The sequence below is a fragment of the Microbulbifer aggregans genome, from assembly GCF_001750105.1.
Taxonomy (GTDB): Bacteria; Pseudomonadota; Gammaproteobacteria; order Pseudomonadales; family Cellvibrionaceae; genus Microbulbifer; species Microbulbifer aggregans.
Map to the genome: position 1 here is coordinate 2130690 of NZ_CP014143.1, position 23705 is coordinate 2154394.

Below are 23705 nucleotides of genomic sequence, written 5' to 3' on the forward strand. Positions count from 1 at the left end.
CGCCCGCGCTTCGCGGGCGTTCGTGTTTATGGCAAATCCATTTTGCCCAGAGAAGACTGAGTTATGCTGCCAGTAATTGCCCTGGTCGGGCGTCCCAATGTGGGTAAATCCACCCTGTTCAACCGGCTCACCAAGAGCCGTGATGCCCTGGTGGCAAACTACGCCGGTCTTACCCGCGATCGCAAATACGGTGAAGCGGAGATCGACGGTAAGAAGATGATTCTCGTCGACACCGGTGGTATCACCGGCGGCGAGGAGGGCATCGACGCAGCCATGGCGCAGCAGTCCATGCAGGCGATCGAGGAAGCCGACTTCGTCCTGTTCCTGGTCGATTGCCGGGATGGCCTGACTCCGGCGGACGAGATGATTGCCGAGCAGCTGCGCAGTCGCTCCAAGCCGACCCTGCTGGTGGCCAACAAGGTGGATGGGGTGAATCCCGATATCGCCCTGGCACCGTTTTACGAGTTGGGTATCGGCGAGCTTTTCCCCACTACCGCTACTCATGGGCGCGGCGTTCGCTCCCTGATGCAACGCGTTGCAGACGGCCTGCCGGAGCAGGCTGCCGCAGAAGAAGAGGAGGACGAAGCCACCGGCATCAAGATCGCCATTGTCGGCCGTCCCAACGTGGGCAAGTCCACCCTGGTCAACCGTCTGCTGGGTGAAGAGCGAGTGGTGGTTTACGACCAGCCCGGTACGACCCGTGACAGTGTCTACATCAATTACGAACGCGACGACAAACCCTACACGCTGATCGATACCGCGGGTATCCGCCGGCGCAAGAACATCAAGGAATCGGTGGAGAAGTTTTCCATCGTGAAAACGCTGCAGGCGGTCGAGGACGCCAATGTGGTGGTGCTGGTGATTGATGCCAAAGAGGGCCTCGTCGACCAGGATATGCACCTGATGGGCAGTGTCATTCAGGCGGGCCGTGCACTCGTGGTGGCGCTGAACAAGTGGGATGGCCTTGACTCCGACCATCGCGATTTCGTGAAGACCGAGCTGGAGCGGCGCCTGCGCTTCGTCGACTTCGCGGATATCCACTTTATTTCCGCTTTGCACGGTACCGGTGTCGGTCACCTCTACGAGTCCATCGAAGCGGCTTACCAGTCTGCCACCGACAAGCTCTCCACCAACCACCTGACCCGTATCTTGCAGTGGGCGGTGAGTGAGCACCAACCGCCACTGGTGCACGGGCACCGCATCAAGTTACGCTATGCCCACGCCGGCGGCCAGAATCCACCGGTGATCGTGATTCACGGTAACCAGACTGAAAAAGTGCCGGCTCACTATGTGCGCTATCTGGAAAAGACATTCCGCAAGGCGCTGGAGCTGCACGGTACGCCGGTAAAAATCGAATTCCGCACTGGTGACAATCCCTACGCCGGGCGCAAGAACAAGCTGTCCGACCGGCAGAAGGCCAAGAAGCGCCGGTTGATGAAGTTCGTGAAGAAGAAAAAATAACGGTTGCAGCCCCTTCCCGGGGCCAACCAGCAGGCAAAAGGAGAACGCAATGCTGGACCTGAAAAACCCCTCGCTGCTGCGCACCCAGTCCTATGTGGACGGTCAGTGGATCGATGCCGATTCCGGAGCCACCCTCGACGTTACCAACCCGGCCACCGGCGAAGTGGTGGCCAGCATTGCCAGCCTCGGTGCGGCGGAGACCCGTCGCGCGATCGAAGCTGCCAACCGCGCCTGGCCGGCCTGGCGGGATGCCACCGTAAAGGAGCGGGCCAAGATCCTGCGCCGCTGGTATGACCTGATCATCGAAAATGCCGATGACCTGGCGAAGATCCTCACCGCCGAGCAGGGTAAGCCACTCGCGGAAGCGAAGACCGAGGTGGTTTACGGGGCCAACTACGTCGAGTGGTTTTCCGAGGAAGCCAAGCGGGTCTACGGTGATGTCATCGCGCCGCCGTCGAAGGACAAGCGAATCATTGTCATCAAGCAGTCCGTGGGTGTGACCTGCTCGGTAACCCCATGGAATTTCCCCAGCGCCATGATTGCCCGCAAGATGGCCCCGGCCCTCGCCGCCGGTTGTCCCTTTGTCAGCAAGCCCGCCTCCGAAACGCCGCTGTCGGCGCTGGCGCTGGCGGTACTGGCGGAAGAAGCGGGTATCCCGGCCGGTGTTTTCAACGTGGTGGTGGGTAAAAGCTCCCGCGAGATCGGCGCCGAGATGACGTCCAACCCGCTGGTACGCAAGTTCACCTTCACCGGTTCCACCGGGGTGGGCAAGCAGCTGCAGGCCCAGTGCGCGGAAACCATCAAGAAAACCTCCATGGAGCTCGGTGGCAACGCACCGTTTATCGTCTTCGATGACGCCGACCTCGATGAGGCGGTGAAGGGTGCCATCGTCTGTAAATACCGTAACGCTGGTCAGACCTGTGTGTGCGCCAACCGTATCTTTGTACAGGAGGGCGTCTACGATGCCTTCGCGAAGAAATTCGCCCAGGCGGTGCAGGGCATGAAAATGGGCAACGGCGCCGAAGAGGGCGTCGAGGTCGGCCCGATGATCAACACCAAGGCCGTGAAGGATGTGCACGCGCTGGTGGAGGATGCAGTTTCCAAGGGCGCCAAGGCACCGGTCGAGGGCGGTCCCAGTGAAATGGGAGCCTGCTTCTACGCGCCGACCATACTGACGGGCGTGACCGACGAGATGAAGATTTTCCGAGAGGAGATTTTTGGCCCGGTGGCGCCGCTGTACAAATTCTCCACCGAGGAGGAGGTGATCAAACTGGCCAACGACACCGAGTACGGTCTCGCTTCCTATTTCTATTCCCGCGATATCGGCCGTATCTGGCGCGTCAGCGAGGGTCTGGAATACGGCATGGTCGGCGTCAACGAGGGTATTATCTCCAATGAGATGGCGCCTTTCGGTGGTGTAAAGGAATCCGGTGTTGGCCGCGAGGGCTCCAAGTACGGTATCGACGATTACATCGAGATCAAGTACCTCTGCCTCGGTGGTATCGACAAGTAAAATTCTCAATTGATTCTCGATGAACATCGAGCCCATCGCGCGCGTGCACTCCTGCTTCGGCGAGAAGTTCGGGGTGCCGCGCCAGCCGCTGCTTGCCGATGCGAGCCGCGCCTCCATTGAACTGCTGCCGCCGCTGAACGTGGCGGAGGCCGTGGCCGGGCTGGAGGAAAACACCCATATCTGGGTGATCTTCCAGTTCCACCAGGCGGCCGGCCAGTGGTCTGCCAAGGTGCGCCCGCCGCGCCTCGGCGGCAACAAGAAACTCGGTGTGCTCGCCACCCGTTCCCCATTCCGCCCCAATAATATCGGCCTCTCCGTGGTGCGCCTGCTGGAAGTGCGCACTTCGCCAAAGGTAGAGTTGATTGTCGGTGGTGCAGATCTCGTCGACGGCACGCCGGTGCTGGATATCAAACCCTATGTGCCTTATGCGGATGCGCTCGGAGACGCACACAGTGCTTTTGCCGATAGGGCACCGGCAGCAGTTACGGTGGAGATCCCAGCGGTCGTGCGGGAAAAGGCTGCAGCCTATCAAGACGACTGGGGCACGGATCTGCCGCGCCTGATTGAGCAGGTGTTAGGGCAAGATCCCAAACCCGCCTACCAGAAGCCGGACCCGGACAGGGTTTATGGTATGAAACTCTGTGGCTTCGACCTGCGCTGGCGCTATATCAGTCAAGGACAGCTGAACGTAGTCTCACTCGATTAGCACTGACGTGGGGCGGCGTTTGCGATAAGGAAATATTGCAATGCGATACATGGCCCTGTTTTGGTTGGTTTTTGCTCCCGTAGCACTCTCTTCAGATGAAGAGGATCCGTCACAGTTTATTGCCGCATTTGCCGCTGATTTTAAGGGACACAAAGAAGCTGCAGCTTTCGATCAATATTTTGTGGGGGCCCCTGTTTTCTTTCTGGGGGAGCAACCGGGAATCTCCTCGGCGCCAGATTTCGCGCCAGGAATGGTTGAGCTTTTGCGTGAGACGTTGCACCTGGACCAATATCCGTTCGGAAAAGTCAAAGTGGAAAGCCAGAATATTGCGGATGATGGCACGGCGACATTGCTGGTAGTTTTTGAGCGTGAACGGTCGCGCGAACCATACGCGAAAGCCATCTGTAATATTTTCGCGTTAACAAAGACTCAGGGTGGGTGGAAAATCAGTTTCTGGCATCTCGTCACCACTTACCATCCGACACGATGTACATGGGCCTAGCCCGGTGCTGGAGTGCCTTTACCGGTTTTGATGGCGATCCAGGCCCGTAACGGGAACGTACTATCAATAGATAAAGACCGCCTGTCAGCAGTCTGTCCAGAGGGGGACAGTCCTTGGTGTTGTTGCAGAAAAATATTGTAAAAGCCATTTTGGCTCTTGTGTTGCTTTCAGCAACAACGTTCCTGGTAGCGCAGGAGTCCGCCAGTGGTGACCACGTGCGCGTCCGCTGGCTGGCACCGGAAACCTTTGCTGCGGGAGAACCCGCCACTATCGGTTTTTATTTCGAGGTGGATCCGGAATGGCATGTCTACTGGCGCAATGCCGGTGATTCCGGCGCGGCGCCGCGTTTCGATCTCTCCGTTACGGGTGCCCACGCTGGCGATATCCTCTGGCCTGTCCCCAAACGCCTGCCCATCGAACATCTCACCAACCTCGGTTACGAGGGCAATGTTGCCTACCTGTTGCCACTGACGCCTGAGCAAGACGCCGGACAGGTGGTTCTGGAAGCCAATCTGGAATGGCTGGTCTGTAAAATTGACTGCATTCCCGGCTTCGGCACCATGCGCCTCGAGCGCCCGGTGATGGCAAGCCAGGCCTGGGATGCTTCCGATCGGGACCTGGTGGCAGGATTTTTGGCCCGGGTCCCAAAACGACAGGCAGACAGCCCCTGGCGGGCAACGGCGCTATTGGAGGAAGGCGAGGAGGTTGTCCTTACCCTGCAGGGCGCGGGTGAAACACCGGAGGTTTTTCCGTTAGATGGCGCATTGCTGACGGCCGCCGAACCGGAAGTTCAACGTCGGGACGACAGTATCGTTTTCCGTTTTCAGCGCGTGCCCGGTGCAGCGCCGGCGCAAAGTGCCGGTTTTGTGGTGAGTGACGGAGCACAGGCCTGGTCTCTCGAGCAGGTGCCGTTTGGGCTGCGAGGGGAGTCCCCGGCGCAATCCCTCTGGCTGCTGGTGCTGGCGGCCTTTGCCGGCGGCGTGATTCTCAATCTGATGCCCTGTGTCTTTCCGGTACTGTCGATCAAGGTGTTCGGGCTGATCAATAGCGGCGCCGGTCACCGGATGCGCGAGGCGTTGTTATACGGCGCCGGTGTACTCGCGACTTTTGCCGCACTCGGCGCACTGTTACTGGCGCTGCGTGCCGGCGGAGCTGCAGTAGGCTGGGGTTTCCAGTTACAGTCGGCACCGGTAGTGCTGGCCCTGATCGCGCTGTTTTGGCTGATGGCGCTGTCCTTCAGTGGTCTGTTTGAATTCGGTCACCGATTGATGAATCTGGCCGGTAGCAGTCGTGGCGGCAGTTTCGCTACCGGTGTGCTGGCGGTGTTTGTCGCTGCACCCTGTACGGGCCCGTTTATGGGTGCGGCCCTGGGGGCGGCAGCGGTGCTGCCGGCACTTTCCGCGATGGCCATTTTCCTTGCGCTTGGGGTAGGGCTGGCCGCGCCGTTCCTGCTGCTCTGTGCCAGCCCACCGCTGCTGCGGCGGCTGCCGCAGCCGGGCCCCTGGATGGACAAACTGCGCCAGTTCCTGGCCTTCCCGCTCTATCTCACTGTGATCTGGCTGTTGTGGGTACTGGGGCGTCTGCTGGGCGAAGATGGATGGCTGATCGGCTCATTGCTGCTGGTGGCGCTGGTGTTTGCCATCTGGCTCGGCGGCACGATCAAAAGAGGAGGGCGTGCCGTCGGGTACCTATTTTCGGCGATCGCTCTGGTAATGGCTTTTTCCGCCCTGCAATTGCGCGAGGGCAAAGTGTCGGTGGCGGGAGAGGGTGCATGGCAGCCTTTCGAACCGGCTGCCATCGCCGCGGCGCGCGAGGAGGGGCGGGGAGTATTTATCGACTACACTGCCGCCTGGTGTATTACTTGCCAGGTGAATAAGAAACTGGTGCTGGACCTGCCCGAGATCCAGGAAATCTTCCAGCGCAATAATGTCTATCTGGTCAGGGCCGACTGGACTGATCACAATCCGGAAATCACCCGCGCGCTGGCGGCTCTGGGACGCAACTCCGTGCCGGTTTACGCCTGGTATGCCCCGGGTACCAGTCGCCCGGAACTGCTCCCTCAGATTCTGCAGGAGAGCATGATTACCGGACTTTTCGAGGATTCACCAAGTCAATCAAAAGAGGACGACACACAATGAAGATCTCCCACAATCTGAGTCGTTGGATGTTTTCGCTGTTGCTTGCAGTTCCGGCCATGGCCATGGCTGCTGCCGTACCGGGTGAAAAGGCGCCTGCTTTTTCCGAGGTGGATGCCGCAGGTAAGACGCATACGCTCGATGATTATGCCGGCAAGTGGCTGGTGATTGAGTGGTTCAACAAGGACTGCCCCTACGTCAAAAAGCATTACGGCAGCGGCAATATGCAGGCCCTGCAGGAAAAATATACCGGTGAGGGCATCCAGTGGCTGACGGTGATCTCCTCGGCCAAGGGCAAGCAGGGCTATCTGGAGCCGGCTGCGGCGCTGGAAGTTGCCAAGGGGCACAACCTGAATGCCAGCGCACCATTCCTGCTGGATACCGATGGAGATATGGGCCGCGCTTTCGGTGCCAAGACCACGCCGCACATGTTTATCATCAACCCAGAAGGCAAAGTGGTCTATGCCGGGGCTATCGATGATAACGATTCTGCCAACCCGGCGGTGATTCCGAAGTCCAACAACTATGTGGCAGCCGCTCTGGATGCGTCCATGAGTGGAGAGGCTATCCAGGTGGCTTCCTCCCGTGCCTACGGTTGTTCGGTGAAGTACTGATTAAAGGGTACGGGGAAGACATAGCGATGTCCCGCAAATGGCTGGGGGCCCTGCGTCAGACCGTGGTGTTTCTGGTGCTGGCGGCACTGATTGCCACCGGCGTCGGCCTCTACCAGCAGCGGGATATACCCCGGGACCGGCTGCCACCATTAGCGGGCAAAACCATTAGTGGTGATGCTGTCGATCTCGCTGCGCTCACTGAACAGGGACCGGTATTGGTGTATTTCTGGGCCACCTGGTGTGGATACTGTCGCATCGTATCGCCGATGGTGGATGAGCTCGCCGCAGATCATCAGGTGCTGAGCGTGGCACTGCAGTCTGGCGCTGATGCCGAGGTGGAGCAGTATCTGGCCGGCAAAGGCTGGTCCTTTGCGACGCTGAACGACCCCATGGGTACCCGGAGCGCTAACTGGGGTGTTCGGGTGACCCCGACGCTTGTGATTCTGAACAGCGCCGGTGAGGTCGCGTGGGTGACTTCTGGCACTACCTCCAAATGGGGGTTGCAGCTGCGCCTGGCATTGACGAACTGAGCGCAGTACGGCTCTGCCACCCATGCCGCGAACGGTTTGATCAACTTGAAACAGGCATATGGCTCTTCAGCAGTCAATCATCTCGGATGACAATGGGCGTCGTCAGCCCCCCGCACTGGAATCTGGCGGCGAGGCATTTCTCGTACCAAAGCGCTCGGAGCCCCATGTCTGTTCTCTCCCACTACCGCCATCATGATCTCGAGGGTATACGCGTAGGCCGTTTCAATCTGGGCGTAAATACCACCTTCATCGTCTACAGGCTTGGTGACACTGTGATTGATACGGGGCCGAGTAATCAGTGGCGATACGTGAAACCTTTCATCGAAGTGACACCGCTTCAGCAGCTGCTGCTCACACACCACCACGAAGACCACAGCGGTAATGCGGGCGCTATATACCAGGCTACAGGAATCCAGCCCCAGGCACCGGCGCTCACCATTGAGATCCTCAAACGGGGTTTCCGTATTCCTCCTATCCAGAGACTATTCTGGGGCGCCGCCGGGCGGGCCGAAGCCAAGCCCCTGCCGGAACAACTGACGATTGGTACTGACAAGGCGGAGGCCCTTTTTACCCCCGGGCATGCCAAAGATATGTGTTGCTACCTGTTGCCAGAGCGAGGCTGGCTGTTCAGTGCGGACCTGTATATCGCCAATTACCTCAAACTATTGCGCAGCGATGAAGATGTGGGAACGCTGATGGAAAGTATCCGCAGTGTATTGGCGCGGGATTTCGACACCATTCTCTGCCCCCATCGCGGGGTTGTGGAAAATGGTAAGAGCAGGTTGAGAGAGAAATATGATTACCTGCGCAACCTTGCTACAGAAGCACAGGAACTACAGCAACAGGGTATCAGCCTCGATGAGATGACGCGCCGCTTACTGGGTAAGGAAAGCCTGGTCGGCGTGCTGAGCCGCTACAACTTCAGTAAACGGAATCTGATTATCTCTTGTCTCGACGTGAACCTCGATGCAGTGGCGCTCCCACCTGGGACCTGAATGGCACTGACCAGCGCCCGGGGCTGCCCAGTTGTCGCAATGGTACTGTTCGCAGTCTGCCAATAAAGCCCTCCCGCTTCATGTTCCCCTTACTAGCCTATCTTTTAGGTCAATGGAAAGGTGCGCTAGGGAAGTGAATGTGCGATGGAATATGCGTTAGGCCCTCGACAGACCCTCATCATCGCCATATTGGTATTGTTTCTGGGCAAGTATTTGACGGCCAGAGCGGGAGTGCTGCGCCACTACAATATACCGGAGCCTGTCACAGGTGGTGTATTGGCATCCCTCTTCTTTTGCGTGGTTTATTTCGCCGCTGATCGTGTCTTCGTCTTCGATTTGAGGGAGCGGGATATCTTTCTTGTCGTTTTCTTTACTTGTATCGGGCTTTCATCCCGTATCAGTAGTCTGCTGGCTGGGGGACGCGCGTTATTGATACTGCTTTTTCTCGCCGTAGGGCTCCTGTTCCTGCAGAACCTGATGGGAGTGGCAGTGGTTTCATTGGCCGGGCTGGATCCGGTCGTGGGTGTTCTCGGCGGCAGTATCTCGCTCAGCGGTGGGCATGGGACGGCGATTGCATGGGCTTCTTTGCTGGAGGAATCCTATGGCATCGACGATGCCATGGAAATCGGTATCGCCTGCGCAACTTTCGGACTGATTCTCGGCGGAATCGTCGGAGGACCGATCGCCAACTTTCTGGTAACCCGGTACCAGCTGAAGTCCACGAGTCACGAGCACATCACTGTCGGTATTCCGCAGGGGAAGAAAGACGAAAAGATCAGCGTTGACTCGGTGCTGAATGCAATTCTGATGATCAGTATTGCGGTCGGGATCGGATTGCACCTGGACATGTTGTTGGAGCATTGGGGCATTAATATGCCCCTCTTTGTCAGCTGCCTCTTCGCCGGTATTCTGATGACGAACACGATTCCGCAGATATTCAAGCAGCTGCCGTGGCCCACGGGTACGCCCATTCTGGCTCTTATATCAGACCTGAGTCTGGGGCTGTTTCTGGCAATGTCGCTGATGAGCCTGCAACTGTGGACTCTTCTTGGGCTCGCTGGGCCGATAGTTTTTCTGCTCGCGGGACAGGTTCTCGCGATCACGCTTTACGTACTGTTTATCCTCTTTCCCATAATGGGTCGAAATTACGATGCTGCGGTCATGTCGGCGGGATTTGCCGGCCTTGGCCTGGGGGCAACTCCTACAGCATTGGCTAACATGACGGCCGTTACCGAGCGCCATGGGCCCTCGCCGCAGGCTTTTCTGGTAATACCTCTCATCGGGGCATTTTTTATCGATATTGCCAATGCCGTGGTGGTGAATGTCATGCTCAACCTTGTCTCATAGTACAGGAGCGTAGTACGGGGCAATCGACAGCAATCCATAGAAGTCCTTCAAACCTCTCTCTTCAGGAGCCGGACGGGGTGTCGCGGATCTGGAGATTCAGCGGCATATTCCCGTTCCCGCAGAGCCACATGAAGGCAGGAGGAATCAACCAAGAGCTTGAACCTCGGCCTCATCAAGCGCGAGTAGTTTGTTTATTTTCTTCCCCCCGAATGGATATTTTTTAACGTCACGAGTGATGGCTTTCACGAAGCAGTTCGTCACTTGCGCCGGACGCCTTTATGACACCGCTGTCAGTTTGATGTCATGAGATTCCCGCGTATCGATAGCGACGTAATTTCCCAGCACAAATGGAGAATCCTCCGCCACAGAGTCGTTTGCGTGATTCATTTCACGGTCTGTCATCCGCATCGCGAGAATATGACCGGTGTTAGTGCGTCCGTTCACTTTTGTGCTCTCCGCTAGTGCGTTGCTTTCCGGTTGGTGACGAGGCAATCGGGCGTGTTCTGTGGGTCCGTGTTGCGGGCATAGTGTTGTCACGTTTTTTGCAAGATAGAGAATTTGTGACGTTTCGTAACTTTCACCATCGCTTCAATAACATCCAATAAATTGGGAAAGTCTGTATGAAGACCATTACTCGAGTGCATACTCCGGCGCTACTTGCCCTGGCGATTGCTGCCGTTTCAAGCCCTGTATCGGCTCAGGACGAGATCATTGAGGAAGTCATTACGATTGGTACCCGTGTAGAGGGCCGCTCTGCCGCGGACTCCGCGGTACCCATCGACATCATTACCGGTGAGGACTTTGTTAACCAGGGCGATTCCGATCTGAACTCCCTGCTGCGTAATGTGGTTCCCTCGTACAATGTGAATACCCAACCGATCAGTGATGCGGCCAGTCTGGTACGGCCGGCTAATCTTCGCGGACTGGCGCCCGACCACACATTGGTGCTGGTCAATGGTAAGCGCCGCCACCGTGCCGCGGTGATCGCATGGTTGGGTAACGGGGTTTCCGATGGAGCGCAGGGGCCCGACATTTCCCAGATCCCGGCCATCGCCCTGCAGCAAGTGGAAGTGCTCCGCGATGGCGCTGCTGCGCAGTACGGTTCTGATGCCATTGCCGGGGTCATCAACTTCAAACTGAAAGATGCGCCTGATGGCGGCGCGCTGGAAGTGAAAGCGGGACAGTTCTACGAGGGAGATGGCACTCAATATACCGTGTCGGCCAATTACGGCATGCCATTCACTTCCCAAGGCTTTGCCAACGTCAGCTTCGAAGCCGGAGCCCAACAAGATACCGACCGCAGCATTCAGCGGAATGATGCCGCTGCGCTGGTCGCAGCAGGTAATACCGATGTGGCCAATCCTGCCCAGGTCTGGGGCCGCCCGGAAATCAAGGATGACTTCAAGAGTGTGGTGAATCTCGGTCTCGAACTTGGCGGTGGTAGAGAGTTTTATGCGTTCGGCAACTACGGCTCAAAACAGGTTGATGGCGGCTTCTATTTCCGTAACCCAGAAACCCGCAGTGCAGTATTTGCCGACGGTGACGGTAATCCGCTGATCGGTGATCTCGACCCCAGCAACGGTCTTGATAGTTGTGCCGGCTTCAGTCATGCCGATGCGCTGTCCAGCGCCGAGTGTTTCTCTTTCCAGGAAATTTTCCCGGGTGGCTTCACGCCGCGCTTCGGTGGTGAAGTGACAGACCTTGCCGGGGTAACCGGTGTACGGGGTGAGCTGGAGAATGGCTGGGCCTACGATGTGAGTGCGTCCCTCGGCTACAACGATGTAGACTTTTTCATCTACAACACCGTCAACGCTTCACTGGGTCCGCAGACGCCCACTGCGTTTAATCCCGGTGCGTACACCCAGTTGGAGAAAAACTTCAACATCGATATGGTCAAGGGCTATGAAGTGGGCCTCGCCTCTGAGCTCAGTGTCGCGACCGGTCTGGAATGGCGCGACGAAACCTTTGAAATCACCACGGGCGATCAGGCCTCCTACGAAATCGGCCCCCTGGCCGGCCAGGGCTTCAGTGCCGCTTCGAACGGCTTCCCGGGTTTTGGTCCCCTCGCGGGTGGCCAGTGGAGCCGCACCAACCGGGCTGCTTATGTTGATCTGGAGGCAGACGTAGTAGAAGGTTGGCTTCTGGGCCTGGCACTACGTTTCGAAGACTTTGATGATTTTGGTTCCACCACCAACGGCAAGTTGGCAACCAATATTGATGTCACGGACAACCTCGCTGTGCGCGGCTCCTGGAGCACGGGCTTCCGGGCTCCGACACCGGGTCAATCAAACGCGTTTAACGTTTCTACCGAATTCGACCTGGCGCTCAACGACCTGGTCAATAACGGCACGATTCCCTCCACAAACGCGGTGGCGAAACTGCGTGGGGGAGAACCCCTGGATCCGGAAGAGTCCACCAACTGGACCATCGGTGCCGTCTTCACTGTCGGTCCCATTGATGTGACCGTGGACTACTTCAATATCGAGGTAGAGGGCCGTATCGCGCCGTCGCAGCTGTACTCACTGACACAAGCAGAGGTGGATAGCCTCGTGGCTTCTGGCGTAACCAGTGCGGCTAACCTGCAAAACTTCCGCTTCTTCACCAATGACTTTGATACCACCACGACCGGTGTCGATATCGTGGCGACCTACAGCACGGATCTGATCGGTGACAATACCGACATCAGTCTTGCCTTCAACCAGACTGATACCTCTGTCGACAGCTTCACGCCCGAGACCATTGATGCGACCCGGATTCGGGAGCTGGAAGAGGGCCTGCCGGAAACCCGCTGGAACCTGTCGAGCAATACCACTATCGGTGATTGGCGGATGATGGCCAGAGTGAGCTCCTATGATGACTGGTTCGACTCGGAGGACGGCCAGGTCTATGGCGGTGAAATGATTGTGGATGCCGAGGTGGGTTATGCCTTTACGGAGAAAGCGTCCGTAATCCTGGGGGCCCAGAACCTGTTGGATCAGTTCCCGGAAGAGAATCCGGGCGCTGCCGATGGTGTGGGTAACCGCTACAGCCAGTTCTCGCCGTTCGGTTTCGAGGGCGGTTTCTACTACCTGCGGACCCGCTACGAGTTCTGATTACGGCCGGAAAACAAGAAACCCGCTGCTTGCAGCGGGTTTTTTTGTTGCACAATCAGAAATAGTTCACATATCCCAGAGCGAGTTGGTAGCCATCGACAGGGTGATGCGCTCCTTGTCCTGTATCTGCTTGAGGTCCTCGAATACCTCTTTCACCTCGGCAGATTCGATAGCGCCGTACACGGCCTGGTAGAGATCGGAGAAGTAGCGGTCCACTGCCCGTTGCATGGCATTGATTTCTTTGATCGTGGGTGGGTCGCTCAGCTCGAGACCATGAATAAAGTCCTTCACAGACTCCTCATGGGTGTACTGCAGCCAGGTTTTCATCACCTTGTGTTGGGCGACCTCACCATAATTGGCGAGGTTTTTTGCCATCCTTTCCTCATGCTCGATCATGTGCGTGAGGAGTAGTTGAGTGCGGTTATCGTCGGATTTTTCCATTAAATGACGGTAAAAATCGGCGATATCACGGTGAAATTTCTCGGCGTCCTTGAGTACTTCATACGCCTGTTTAAACGTCTTCATCGGCAGGCCTTTGAATAGTTGTGGTTTTTACGGCGCGAAAGCGGGTGATTTTTGTCCTGAAAATCATCATGCCCCTGTTATGTATATAGTGCATGTAGCCAATTGATCAAGGGCTGGGGGAAGACACCTAGCGCCAACAGGGTCACAGATAGCACCACCAGTAGCAGTTGTCCGGTCACCGGAACCTGCAGCCCGGTGCTGCCCGGCAGCGGAAGGCGGCTATCCCGCTGAAACAGTGTGAGCATGAGGCGCAGATAGTAAAAAAGCCCCAGAGCACTACCGACAATCACTGCGCTGAGGACGAGCCACAGTTCGCCCTCCACGCCCGCTGTAAATATATAAAATTTACCGATAAAGCCGATGGTCAGCGGGATGCCCGCCAGTGATAGCAGCATGGCGGCAAGGCAGGTTCCCAGCAGTGGTGAGCGCCAGAACATCCCGGTAAAACTCTCTCTCTGGAACAGATCTGCTTCAGCACCAGCTGGCGTCTCGGAACTGGCAACAGACTGGTCGCCCACCAGGCTAACGGCGGCGAAGGCGCCGAGAGTTGTAACGATATAGGCCACCAGGTAGTAGAGAGCGGCCTCGCCACCGAGTCCCTGTTCGCTAATCAGCAAGGCCACCATCAGGTAGCCGATATGGGCGATCGAAGAGTAAGCCAGCAATCGCTTCACATCTCCCTGCAGCAGCGCCAGCAGGTTGCCGCCGATGATGCTGGCTAACGCCAGTACCGTGAGCAGGGGGCCGGTAATTGGTGCCTCGTTCCAACCCGAGAGCGTCAGTAGTCGCAGTAACAGCGCCACGGCTGCCGCTTTACTCACGGTGGCGATCAGTGCCGTGACGGGTGTTGGTGCCCCCTGATAGACATCCGGAGTCCAGATGTGGAAGGGGACGAGGGAGAGTTTGAAGGCCGTGGACACCAGCACCAGTGTTATACCCGTCTGCACCAGCGCGGAACCGGCCCCATTCTCAGCCATCTTCGCCGCCACGGCGACAAACTCCATTGCGCCGGTGGCTCCGTAAACCAGTGCAATACCGAAAAGCCCCAGGGCACTGGCAAGCGCCGAGAGCATCAGGTACTTGATCGCGGATTCTATCCCCTGACGTTTTAGCTCGGGAGCGAAGGCACTGCCGGTGAGGGGAAAGCCGAGCAGTGGATAGAGCGACAGACTGATCAACTCCAGTGCCAGAAAGAGCATGGCGAAGTGGCTGGCGCAGACCAGTGTACAGGCGCCTAGCAGGCAGAGTAGCAGCAGGAGATAGAAGGCCTCGGGATGATTCCTGTCGGAAGGGCGCACCGCTCTGGCACAGAGGTAGCTGCGCCCCAGAACGGCGACAGCCACTGCGGCAAGCAGCAGTAACAAGCAAAGGAAAATAGCCTGCCGATCCACCAGCAACAGGGCGGTGGCCTGGATAGAGGTAATTCCGCTTTGCAGCTGACTGGCGACCAGCAGGCAGGCAGCGCCAGCCAGGAACAGTACGGTGAGAGTGGTGATCAGGGCTGCTGTGTGACTGCGAAAAAATGCCACCTGCAGCATGAGAAAGACAATGCCCCCGGTCAGGACCAGAAGCGGCAGAATTGCATAGAGTTCCGAGGCTGTCATGGCTTACCTCCCGCAATCGATGATCTCTGCGCGACGGTGGCTTCCCATCTGTCTGGTGGCAAGTGAGCCAGTGCTTTTTCAATAGAGGGGGAGACACTATCCATCAGCGGCTGTGGGCGCAGGCCGATGAAGAGCAGGGCGAGCGCCAGAGCCAGCAGCGTCAGCGCCTCGGGAGTGGAGATGTCTGTCGACCGCGCAGCGGTGCCTGTTACAGCCGGCGCAGCCACGCTGGAGCCATCGGCCTCTTCCGGTGAGGGTGGGCCGAACAGTGACCGCTGTACCATCACGAGTGCGTAGATGGCGGCGCCGATCATCCCAAGCGCAGCGATGATGGTCAGTACGGTATTGCGCGCAAAACTACCCAGCAGGACGAGGAACTCCGCCACGAAATTTCCGAGTCCCGGCAGACCGAGGGAAGCCACGGCAAAAAAGAGCACAAATCCCGACAAACGTGGAAAGGTTGTCCAGAGCCCGCCCATGCGATTCATGTCACGGGTATGCAGGCGATGCTGGAGGGCGCCGACCAACGCAAACAGGGCAGCGGTGCTCAAGCCATGGGCGAAGAGTTGCACCAGTGCGCCCTGCAAGGCGACGGTATTGAAGGCATAGATCCCCAGTAGCACGAAGCCCATATGGCTGACACTGGAATAGGCCACCAATCGCTTCATATCGCTCTGGGCAAAGGCGAGGGCAGCACCGTAGACGATACTGACGGCGCCCAGCGTCATCGCCACGGGGGCAAATGCCTGGGAGGCCTCGGGAAATAACGGCAGGGTAAAACGGATCAGCCCGTAGGCACCGGTCTTGAGCAGAACGGCGGCCAGCAGGATACTGGCGGCAGTGGGCGCCTGAGTGTGCGCGTCTGGCAGCCAGGTGTGGAAAGGAAGCGATGGCAGTTTTACCGCAAATGCGATAAAGAAACCGAGCATCAACCAATAAGCTTTTTCCGGTGCTATTGGGGTAGAGAGCAGTGCCTCATAATCAAAAGTGACATCACCGGTTGCCCGATAGTGGATAAAAGCGAGGGTGACAATCGACACCAGCATCAGCAGACTGCTGGCCTGGGTGAATATGAAAAATTTGATTGCCGCCGCGGTACGTCTCTCGTGGCCCCAAACTGCGATCAGCAGCAGCATGGGGATCAGCATGACTTCCCAGAAAAAGAAAAACAGGAACAGATCGACCGCGGTAAAAACGCCAACAATCCCTGCCAGTACCCAGAGGTAGTTCGCGTAGAAGAATCCACGACGATAATCCACCTGGTTCCAGGTCGAAAGAAGACCGAACAGGCCCATTGCCAGAGTCAGTGACACGAGCGCAAAGCTCAGCCCGTCCAGCGCCAGGCGGAAATGAATACCGAAACGGGGAATCCATGGCAAGGATACTTCATGCCACCAGCCGGCGGTATTACCGATGTCTTTCCCGCTGCCGGTGTAGGCGATCACCTCTCCCAATAAAAGTACGCCTGCGGCCAGCAACACCGCGAGTGTGAGCCAGCGTGCGCTGCCGGCATGCACGCGATCCGCTGCGAGAGTGAGCAGGCCACCCACAGCAAGCAGTGCAATCAGCAGAACGAGGATCACAGGATCACCACCAGGGCCAGAAACAGGGCGAGTCCGCCTGCAAGGGTGGCCAGGTACCAGCGCAACTGTCCGTTCTGGGACAGGCTGAGCAGGCCGTGCAACTGACGGCTGATAGCCCCGGTCAGGTTCCAGAGGCCGTCAATGATGTCATTGCGGTTCAGTTGTGCCAGCCAGCGAAACGGGCGAACCAGCAGCCACGAGTACAAAGTATCGAAGCCCCAGCCGTTGCGCCAGAAAGTGGCAGGTGCTGAATCGGACAACCATGCCCAGGGGTGACGGAACAGCATCCATGCCAGCAGGGCGCCGATGATCGGCGCCGCGATAGCGACAATGATTGTCCATAGAGGGGGGTGTGGAGGTTCACCGTTTTCGAATACGGCCTGAAGTTGTGGAACGAGCAGGCCGCCCACAAGAGCCAGCAGTGAGAGTGTCAGCAGCGGCAGTCGCATCACCCCGCGATTGGCGTCGTCACAATGTGCACTGGCGGTTCCGCAGGGACCAAAGAATACTTTCAGCAACAGGCGGGCTGTGTATGCCCCTGTAATTACCGCACCCAGTATTCCCGCCATCCAGAACAGGTTGAGGCCATGGCCGTTTTCCCACGCCCCGGCGAGGATAGCCTCCTTGCTGGAAAAGCCGGAGGTGAGTGGCAGCGCGGCGAGACAGGCGCAGCCCACGGCGAAAGTAAAGAATGTGAACGGCAGTTTGCGGTAGAGTCCACCCATCTTGTCCAGTGCCTGCTCATGGTGGAGGCTCAGGATGATCGAGCCGGCAGCGAGGAACAGCAACGCCTTGAAAAAAGCGTGGGTCATCAGATGGAAAATCGCAGCGGGCCAGGCCCCGACCCCAAGGGCGAGAAACATATAGCCCAGCTGACTGATGGTGGAGTAGGCGAGTACCCGCTTGATGTCGGCCTGCATCAGGGCGCTGCAGCCAGCCATTAGCAGTGTCAGTGCGCCCACGCTCGCCACGGCGGTCATCGCCAGGTCGGAAAGGGCAAACAGCGGGTGCAGCCGCGCAATCAGGTAAACCCCGGCGGTGACCATGGTCGCGGCATGGATCAGCGCACTCACCGGTGTGGGGCCGGCCATGGCGTCAGGCAGCCAGGTCTGTAGCGGCAGCTGGGCAGATTTTCCCACAGCGCCACCGAGCAACAGCAGTGCGGCGATGCTGACGACTGGTTCGCGCGGGGCCGCGGTGACCGCATCCAGCAATGGCCGGATCTGCAGGGTGCCGTACTCGCGGAACAGGAGAAAGAGACCGATGGCGAGCGCGGTGTCGCCGATACGGGTCACCAGGAAAGCCTTGATTGCTGCACGACCATTTTCCCTGTTGCGATACCAGAAGCCGATTAACAGGTAACTACACAGGCCCACGCCTTCCCAGCCCAGATAGAGCAACACCAGGTTATCGGCCAACACCAGTATCAGCATGGCTGCCACGAACAGGTTCAGATAGGCGAAGTAACGGCGGAAATCACCGTCACCGCGCATATAGCCAACGGAGTAGAGGTGGATCAGGAAACCGACCCCGGAAATCACGAGTAGCATGACCATGGTCAGCCAGTCAGCGTACAGGTCAAAACCCAGCTGCAGTGCGGCCACCTTTATCCAGGGGCCGGCAGCGAACACTTGTTCGCTCTCCGGGTGTCCCAGGAACTGATTGAAGAACAGCGTGGCACTGGCGACAGCGGCCAGCGCCACTGCGCCGACAGCGACCCACGCCACCGCTGTCTCTCGCGGCTGGCGGTGCAACAGCAACGCACTGCAGACCAGCAGCAGGAAACCCGACAATGGAAGCAGCGGTATCAGTGCCAGCAGACTTTGCATATCAGCCCCGCATCCCGCTCAGCTGATCGATATCCACCGTCTTGTGATGGCGATAGAAATGCAGGCTCAGGGCCAGGGCAATGGCGATCTCTGCCGCCGCCAGCGTAATGGCAAAGACGAACATCACCTGGCCGTCGGCATTGCCCCAGTGTGCACCTGCGACGACAAAGGCCAGGGCAGCGGCATTCGTGCAGACCTCCACACTCATCAGCATAAACAGGATGTTACGCCGCACCAGCAAGCCGAGCAGGCCGAGGCAAAACAGTGCCGATGCCAGCAGCAGTCCGTGTTGCAGCGCGATATCGGTGGTGCCGGTTGCGAATTCAATCGACATGCTTACCTCCGTCACGGTCCTCGCCCCTGTCAGAATGACGAGCCAGGTGAAAGGCGCCGACGAGGCCGGCGAGCAGCACCATCGACGCGAGTTCAACTGCGAGCAGGTAGTGGCCGAACAGCGCTGCTCCCACCTGTTTTGCGCCCACATAGTGCACGGCCCCGACCCGGCTGCCGTTTCCGCCAAGCAGTAGCAGAAGCAGTAAAAGCAGGATGGCGGAGAGCAGCGCGGGGCCAATCCAAACTGATGGCGCCAGCCACTCACGCTCCTGTTCTACCGTGGAGCTGCCCTGATTGAGCATCATGATCACGAACAGCATCAGCACCATGATCGCGCCTGCGTACACAATCACCTCCAGTGCCGCGGCAAACGGGGCACCATAAAGAACAAAGATCACGGCAATCGCCAACAGGGAGACGATCAGATGCAGCAGCGCATGTACTGCATTACGTGCGGTGATGACAAACCCGGTGGCGATAACCGCAATCGCCGCACTGAGATAAAAAAATATGGACATATGTTCGTCCCTGTCGCTTTCAGGTGTCGCTAGAGGTTAAGTCCGCGGATATTCACCGGTCTCTCCTCATTTTCGGCCTCACCTTTCCCCTTGCCACCCACTGCCTTACCGGCGACGCCATAAAAACTGTAGTCGTGATACTTGCCTGTACCGCTGATCAGAAGGTCTTCCTTTTCGTAAACCATGTTCTGGCGATCGTACTCACACATCTCAAAGTCTGGTGTCAGCTGGATGGCATAGGTGGGGCAGGCCTCTTCGCAGAGGCCGCACATGATGCAGCGGGAAAAGTTGATGCGGAAATACTCAGGATACCAGCGCCCCGTGTCGTCCTCGGCTTTCTGCAGGGAAATACAGTCCGGGGGGCAGGCCACCGCGCAGAGGTTGCAGGCCACACAGCGCTCTTTGCCATCCGGCTCGCGGGTGAGCACGATACGCCCGCGATAGCGCGGTGCCAGATAGGGCTTTTCATCCGGATACTCCACCGTGACGCGGGGTGTGAACAGGTGGCGAAATACCAGATACATACTGCGCAGTTGGCTGATCACTCTATCGTTACCTCCGTTACTGGAGCCACATTAGTATCCCCCCGGTTGCGAGTAGGTTGGCGAGAGCAAGCGGCAGCATGATTTTCCAGCCGAACTGCATCAGTTGGTCATAGCGGGGGCGTGGCAAGGCAGCCCGCAGCAACACAAATACACAGACGAGCAGGGCGGTTTTCAGACTGAACCAGAGCAAGGGCGGTAGCCAGGGGCCAAGCCAGCCGCCGAGAAACAGTGTCGTCATCAGCGCGGATATGAGGATGATCGACAGGTATTCGCCGACGAAGAACATGCCGAACTTCATGCTCGAGTACTCGGTGTGAAAGCCGGCAGTGAGCTCATGTTCTGCCTCCGGCAGGTCGAATGGCAAGCGGTGGCTCTCGGCGATACCGGCGATAAAGAAAATTACAAAACCGAGAAACTGCGGCAGGATAAACCAGCCATCGCTCTGTGCGATCACGATATCGCGCAGGTTGAAACTGCCCGCCAGCATAACCACGCCCATCAGGCTGAGTCCCATGAAAACCTCGTAGGAGACAGTCTGTGCCGCAGCCCGCAGACCACCGAGCAGGGCATATTTATTGTTAGAGGCATAGGCGCCCAGCACCACGCTGTAGACGGCGAGGGATGACATGGCGAGGACAAACAGTAGCCCCACGTGCAGATCCACAATGCCGATACCGGGCGCGAACGGCACAACCGCAAAGCCTAGTAGCATGGTGGCCATCACCAGGGTGGGTGCCAGAACGAACACCGGTCGGTCGGCAAAATGCGGGATAAAGTCTTCCTTGAAAAAAAGCTTGATCATGTCCGCTACCACCTGCAGTAGGCCAAAGGGCCCAACCCGATTGGGTCCGGGTCTGTCCTGCCAGAAACCCAGCAAGCGGCGCTCCACCCAGGTGAGCAGCGCCGCCATCAGCACCACCACGGTGAGAATGCCGAAGATGTTGGCCAGCTGTAACAGCACAGAGGAGTTCAAGCTTCATCGCCCTCCGTTTGCTGACTGCTGGCAGTCACCTTCCGGATTTCCACTTCGGCGGGTAACAGGGCCCCGACATCACCGTGCTTCGGAAAACCACAGGGGAGGCCAATGACCCCGGGAGAGATCTCAAAGTCTACCTGCGCGGTCAGCTGTAGTAGGTGGCCGTTCAGGCTGAGCTGCAGCAAATCACCATGGGAGATTCCGCGCGTTGCGGCTTCTGCCGGATGCAGCTTGGCGAAGGCAGGCGTCAATACACTGGCAATGCCTGCGGCAGAGTTACTCAGCTCACCACTGCCGAGCAGGCGGTACAGTGGGACAGCCAGTAGAGGTGTCATTTTCGCTTTGTCGACTAACAGGGTTCTGCTGGCATGCAGCTCCACCGATTGCCAGTGGGGCAGGGCGGCTGTTGTTCTTTGTAGCAACACCGCTGGGCCGCGACCGATACGTTGACCGTTGAGGCCGCGGAGAAATTTGTGAATCGACTGGTTGGAGCTCCACCCCGGAGCCCGGATTACCGCCTGCAGAGTTGTGGCGGCCGGGTTGTGCACACCCTCCATGGTAAAGCTGAGCGGCGCATCGATGTCCTCCGGTGGCGGCATCTCAGCGACATGCTCCCTGGCATTGATGGCTGTGCGCCCACTGGCGCGGTGGCTCTGGCGCGCTACCTTAAATTCGTCCAGTGCCGTGGCGGATAATTTCGGCAGGTCCGCAAACACCGGCAGGGTTGCGGCCAGTGCCCTGGTGACATCGTCGCAGTGCTGCCAGCTGCGTATTTGATCCGCGGCTTCACTGTGCAGGTTGCTGGCACTGACGGCATCGGCAAGCCACCGCCAGCTCTCCTGAATAAAGCCGACTCCCTCATAGACACAGTAGTGGCGCTGCGCGCTGCCACCACTATTGATCACGGTTCCCTGGCACTCGGCGGTTGCGGATGCCGGGAACACCAGGTGTGCGCGTCTCGTCGTGTCATTGAGGAGGTGGTCCAGGGCTATCACATTATCGGCAGCGGCCAGCAGTTCCTGTGCCTGATGTTGTCCGAGTCGGCGGAACAGATCGTTTTCCAGGATTACCAGCGTGACCGGTATGCCCCGCTGCCTGGTTTCCGTCACCGTCGAATGCAGCCGTTGCAGGTGCTGTTCGCCGGAATTCAACAAATTGAGTAGCCCCAGGCTGTTCATTTCCGGGCAGGCCAGGTAGGTATTGATCGCTCTCTCTTTTTTCTGCGCGAGTGCTGCAGCGATCAGGCCGGCAGTACGCAGGACTCCGGCATGCCTGGCACCACAACCGGCGATGATCAGCGGCCGTTTAGCCCCGATTAGCGCCCGTGCGGTTTCGACGGCTAGCTGAATAATGTCGCTGGTGAGTGGTGCGTTGCCTTTAGCGGACGGAGTTTCGTCCTGGATCCCGTTCGTGCGTATAGCGGTGAGCAGGACTTCCCCAAAGCTGACCAGTTCATCGGGAGTGCCGATTACCTGGTCGGAACAGCAGTCCGCCAGCGCGGGGATTTCTGAACCGGCGAAAACTATCGGCACTGCCGGAGCTGGCAGCTGGCGCAGGGCGGCATCCTGCCATTGTGGGATCTTCAATTCTGTCGCGCGAAGGCGACGGTGATTCAGGGCCGCCTGCCGGACTGCGAGGGCGATCCGCGGTGCGGTATTGTCGATATCCTCACCGAGGATCAGGATCGCATCCGCTTGCTCAATCTCGGGTGTCGTTGCACTGACAATGCGCTCGTCACACTGGATCGTGTCTACCAGCCGCAGCAATTGCAGATCAGTTATGTCGACCCCTGCGTAGAAGTGCTCGGCGCCGGTCAGGGTTCGCAGGACGAAATTGTTTTCCAGCGAGCTTCGCGGTGAGCCGATCCCGAGCAATAGGTGTTTGCCGGGCCCCTGATTCTCCAGGAATCGGGCGAAGGCCTCGACTCCATCAGCGGGGTGTATCTCGCGGTGGGACAGGACCCCATCACCGGCAGTGGAGCCGATCACGTCCACATTGTCCCGCTCCAGTACCCGGCTCAGGCGTGCGGGACTGTTGGCATACTCGTATCCGAAACGCCCCCGATCGCAGAGGAAGTAGCCGTTGATATCGCGGTTGTAGAGGTTGGTGACTCGACGCAGCCAGGGGTCGCCGGGCGCTGCGGGCTCACGTGCAGCGGGTGCGGTATTGCACCCGACGCCACAGTGCTCGCAGACCGACGGTGCCATCTGCTGATCCCACTTGCGCACATAGTGGCGGCTGAAGGTTTTGTCGGTGAATACCCCGGTGGGGCAGATCTCCACCAGATTGCCACTGAAGCCATTTAACAGGCGGCCATCTTCATGGCGGCCGAAATAGATCTGATTGTTACGCCCCAGTGCTTCCAGGTCGGTGCCGCCGGCGTAATCGCGGTAGTAACGGGTACAGCGGTAACAGGCAATGCAGCGGTTCATCTCATGATTGATAAACGGGCCCAGGTACTGGTTGTGATGGGTGCGCTTGGGTCCCCGGTAACGCCGCACGGTGTGGCCGGTCATTTCGGTCATGTCCTGCAGGTGGCACTCGCCGCCCTCTTCACAAACCGGGCAGTCGTGGGGGTGGTTGGTCATCAGGTTCTCGATAATGCCGCCGCGAAATTCCCGCGCCGCTTGTGCACTTACGCTGTAGCGGCCGCCGTCGCGAACCTCCGTCATGCAACTCATTACCAGCCGACCCTGCTGATCCTCCACGTCTTTGTACTCGATCACCGCGCACTGGCGACAGGCACCCACAGAGCCCATGGCCGGGTGCCAGCAGAAGTAGGGCAGGTCAATGCCCCGGGCGAGACAGAGGCCGAGCAGGTTCTGCCCGGCTTCTACCTCATAGTCTTCGCCGTCGACGGTAATAATTGGCATGTCGCTTTTATTCTTCCCTGATCG

Annotated in this window: 19 protein-coding genes; 10 read left to right on the forward strand and 9 right to left on the reverse strand. The window is 58.3% G+C overall.

Going from position 1 to position 23705, the window contains the following annotated elements:
• Positions 1 to 63: 63 nt before the first annotated feature.
• The 10 genes from der (at position 64) to AUP74_RS09225 (ending at position 12895) form a co-directional block, all read left to right on the forward strand.
• Positions 64 to 1461 (forward strand): ribosome biogenesis GTPase Der, encoded by a 1398-nt coding sequence (gene der, locus AUP74_RS09180; protein WP_069947316.1) that lies wholly within the window; start codon positions 64 to 66, stop codon positions 1459 to 1461.
• A 49-nt stretch (positions 1462 to 1510) separates the two neighbouring features.
• On the forward strand, positions 1511 to 2974 hold the full coding sequence (locus AUP74_RS09185) for an NAD-dependent succinate-semialdehyde dehydrogenase (RefSeq protein WP_069947317.1): 1464 nt from the start codon (positions 1511 to 1513) through the stop codon (positions 2972 to 2974).
• A 19-nt stretch (positions 2975 to 2993) separates the two neighbouring features.
• The gene (gene tsaA / locus AUP74_RS09190; protein WP_069947318.1) at positions 2994 to 3680 is read left to right on the forward strand and encodes a tRNA (N6-threonylcarbamoyladenosine(37)-N6)-methyltransferase TrmO; all 687 of its coding nucleotides are present in this window, start codon (positions 2994 to 2996) and stop codon (positions 3678 to 3680) included.
• Positions 3681 to 3720: 40 nt separating this feature from the next.
• On the forward strand, positions 3721 to 4182 hold the full coding sequence (locus AUP74_RS09195) for a hypothetical protein (protein ID WP_069947319.1): 462 nt from the start codon (positions 3721 to 3723) through the stop codon (positions 4180 to 4182).
• Between the two features lie 116 nt (positions 4183 to 4298).
• A complete protein-coding gene (locus AUP74_RS09200; protein ID WP_069948797.1) occupies positions 4299 to 6320 on the forward strand; it encodes a protein-disulfide reductase DsbD family protein in 2022 nt (673 codons plus the stop codon).
• Complete coding sequence (locus AUP74_RS09205; protein WP_069947320.1) at positions 6317 to 6931, forward strand: thioredoxin family protein; 615 nt, start codon at positions 6317 to 6319, stop codon at positions 6929 to 6931. The genes AUP74_RS09200 and AUP74_RS09205 overlap by 4 nt, the downstream gene beginning before the upstream one ends.
• Before the next feature lie 26 nt (positions 6932 to 6957).
• The gene (locus tag AUP74_RS09210) at positions 6958 to 7461 is read left to right on the forward strand and encodes a protein disulfide oxidoreductase (protein ID WP_069947321.1); all 504 of its coding nucleotides are present in this window, start codon (positions 6958 to 6960) and stop codon (positions 7459 to 7461) included.
• Positions 7462 to 7625: 164 nt separating this feature from the next.
• The gene (locus AUP74_RS09215; protein WP_069947322.1) at positions 7626 to 8456 is read left to right on the forward strand and encodes an MBL fold metallo-hydrolase; all 831 of its coding nucleotides are present in this window, start codon (positions 7626 to 7628) and stop codon (positions 8454 to 8456) included.
• A gap of 144 nt (positions 8457 to 8600) precedes the next feature.
• Positions 8601 to 9803: a sodium/glutamate symporter gene (gene gltS / locus AUP74_RS09220; RefSeq protein ID WP_069947323.1), complete on the forward strand. Its 1203-nt coding sequence runs from the start codon at positions 8601 to 8603 to the stop codon at positions 9801 to 9803.
• A gap of 620 nt (positions 9804 to 10423) precedes the next feature.
• Entirely contained in the window at positions 10424 to 12895 is a 2472-nt protein-coding gene (locus tag AUP74_RS09225; protein WP_069947324.1) for a TonB-dependent receptor plug domain-containing protein, read from the forward strand.
• A gap of 66 nt (positions 12896 to 12961) precedes the next feature.
• Here AUP74_RS09225 and AUP74_RS09230 read toward each other — a convergent pair whose 3' ends face one another.
• From AUP74_RS09230 to nuoG, 9 genes are all read right to left on the reverse strand, one after another.
• Positions 12962 to 13420, reverse strand: coding sequence for a hypothetical protein (locus tag AUP74_RS09230; RefSeq protein WP_069947325.1), 459 nt, complete (start codon positions 13418 to 13420; stop codon positions 12962 to 12964).
• A gap of 77 nt (positions 13421 to 13497) precedes the next feature.
• Entirely contained in the window at positions 13498 to 15024 is a 1527-nt protein-coding gene (locus tag AUP74_RS09235) for an NADH-quinone oxidoreductase subunit N (protein ID WP_069947326.1), read from the reverse strand.
• Positions 15021 to 16607, reverse strand: coding sequence for a complex I subunit 4 family protein (locus AUP74_RS09240; RefSeq protein WP_069947327.1), 1587 nt, complete (start codon positions 16605 to 16607; stop codon positions 15021 to 15023). Before AUP74_RS09240 ends, AUP74_RS09235 begins: the two co-directional genes overlap by 4 nt.
• Positions 16604 to 18436 (reverse strand): NADH-quinone oxidoreductase subunit L, encoded by a 1833-nt coding sequence (gene nuoL / locus AUP74_RS09245; protein ID WP_069947328.1) that lies wholly within the window; start codon positions 18434 to 18436, stop codon positions 16604 to 16606. Before nuoL ends, AUP74_RS09240 begins: the two co-directional genes overlap by 4 nt.
• A gap of 1 nt (position 18437) precedes the next feature.
• Positions 18438 to 18770, reverse strand: coding sequence for an NADH-quinone oxidoreductase subunit NuoK (gene nuoK / locus AUP74_RS09250; RefSeq protein WP_069947329.1), 333 nt, complete (start codon positions 18768 to 18770; stop codon positions 18438 to 18440).
• Positions 18760 to 19287, reverse strand: coding sequence for an NADH-quinone oxidoreductase subunit J (gene nuoJ, locus AUP74_RS09255; protein ID WP_069947330.1), 528 nt, complete (start codon positions 19285 to 19287; stop codon positions 18760 to 18762). The genes nuoK and nuoJ overlap by 11 nt, the downstream gene beginning before the upstream one ends.
• Positions 19288 to 19316: 29 nt before the next feature.
• Positions 19317 to 19832: an NADH-quinone oxidoreductase subunit NuoI gene (gene nuoI / locus AUP74_RS09260; RefSeq protein ID WP_069947331.1), complete on the reverse strand. Its 516-nt coding sequence runs from the start codon at positions 19830 to 19832 to the stop codon at positions 19317 to 19319.
• Between the two features lie 16 nt (positions 19833 to 19848).
• Positions 19849 to 20805: an NADH-quinone oxidoreductase subunit NuoH gene (nuoH, locus tag AUP74_RS09265; RefSeq protein ID WP_083260899.1), complete on the reverse strand. Its 957-nt coding sequence runs from the start codon at positions 20803 to 20805 to the stop codon at positions 19849 to 19851.
• Positions 20802 to 23681: an NADH-quinone oxidoreductase subunit NuoG gene (gene nuoG, locus AUP74_RS09270; protein WP_069947332.1), complete on the reverse strand. Its 2880-nt coding sequence runs from the start codon at positions 23679 to 23681 to the stop codon at positions 20802 to 20804. Before nuoG ends, nuoH begins: the two co-directional genes overlap by 4 nt.
• Between the last annotated feature and the right edge of the window lie 24 nt (positions 23682 to 23705).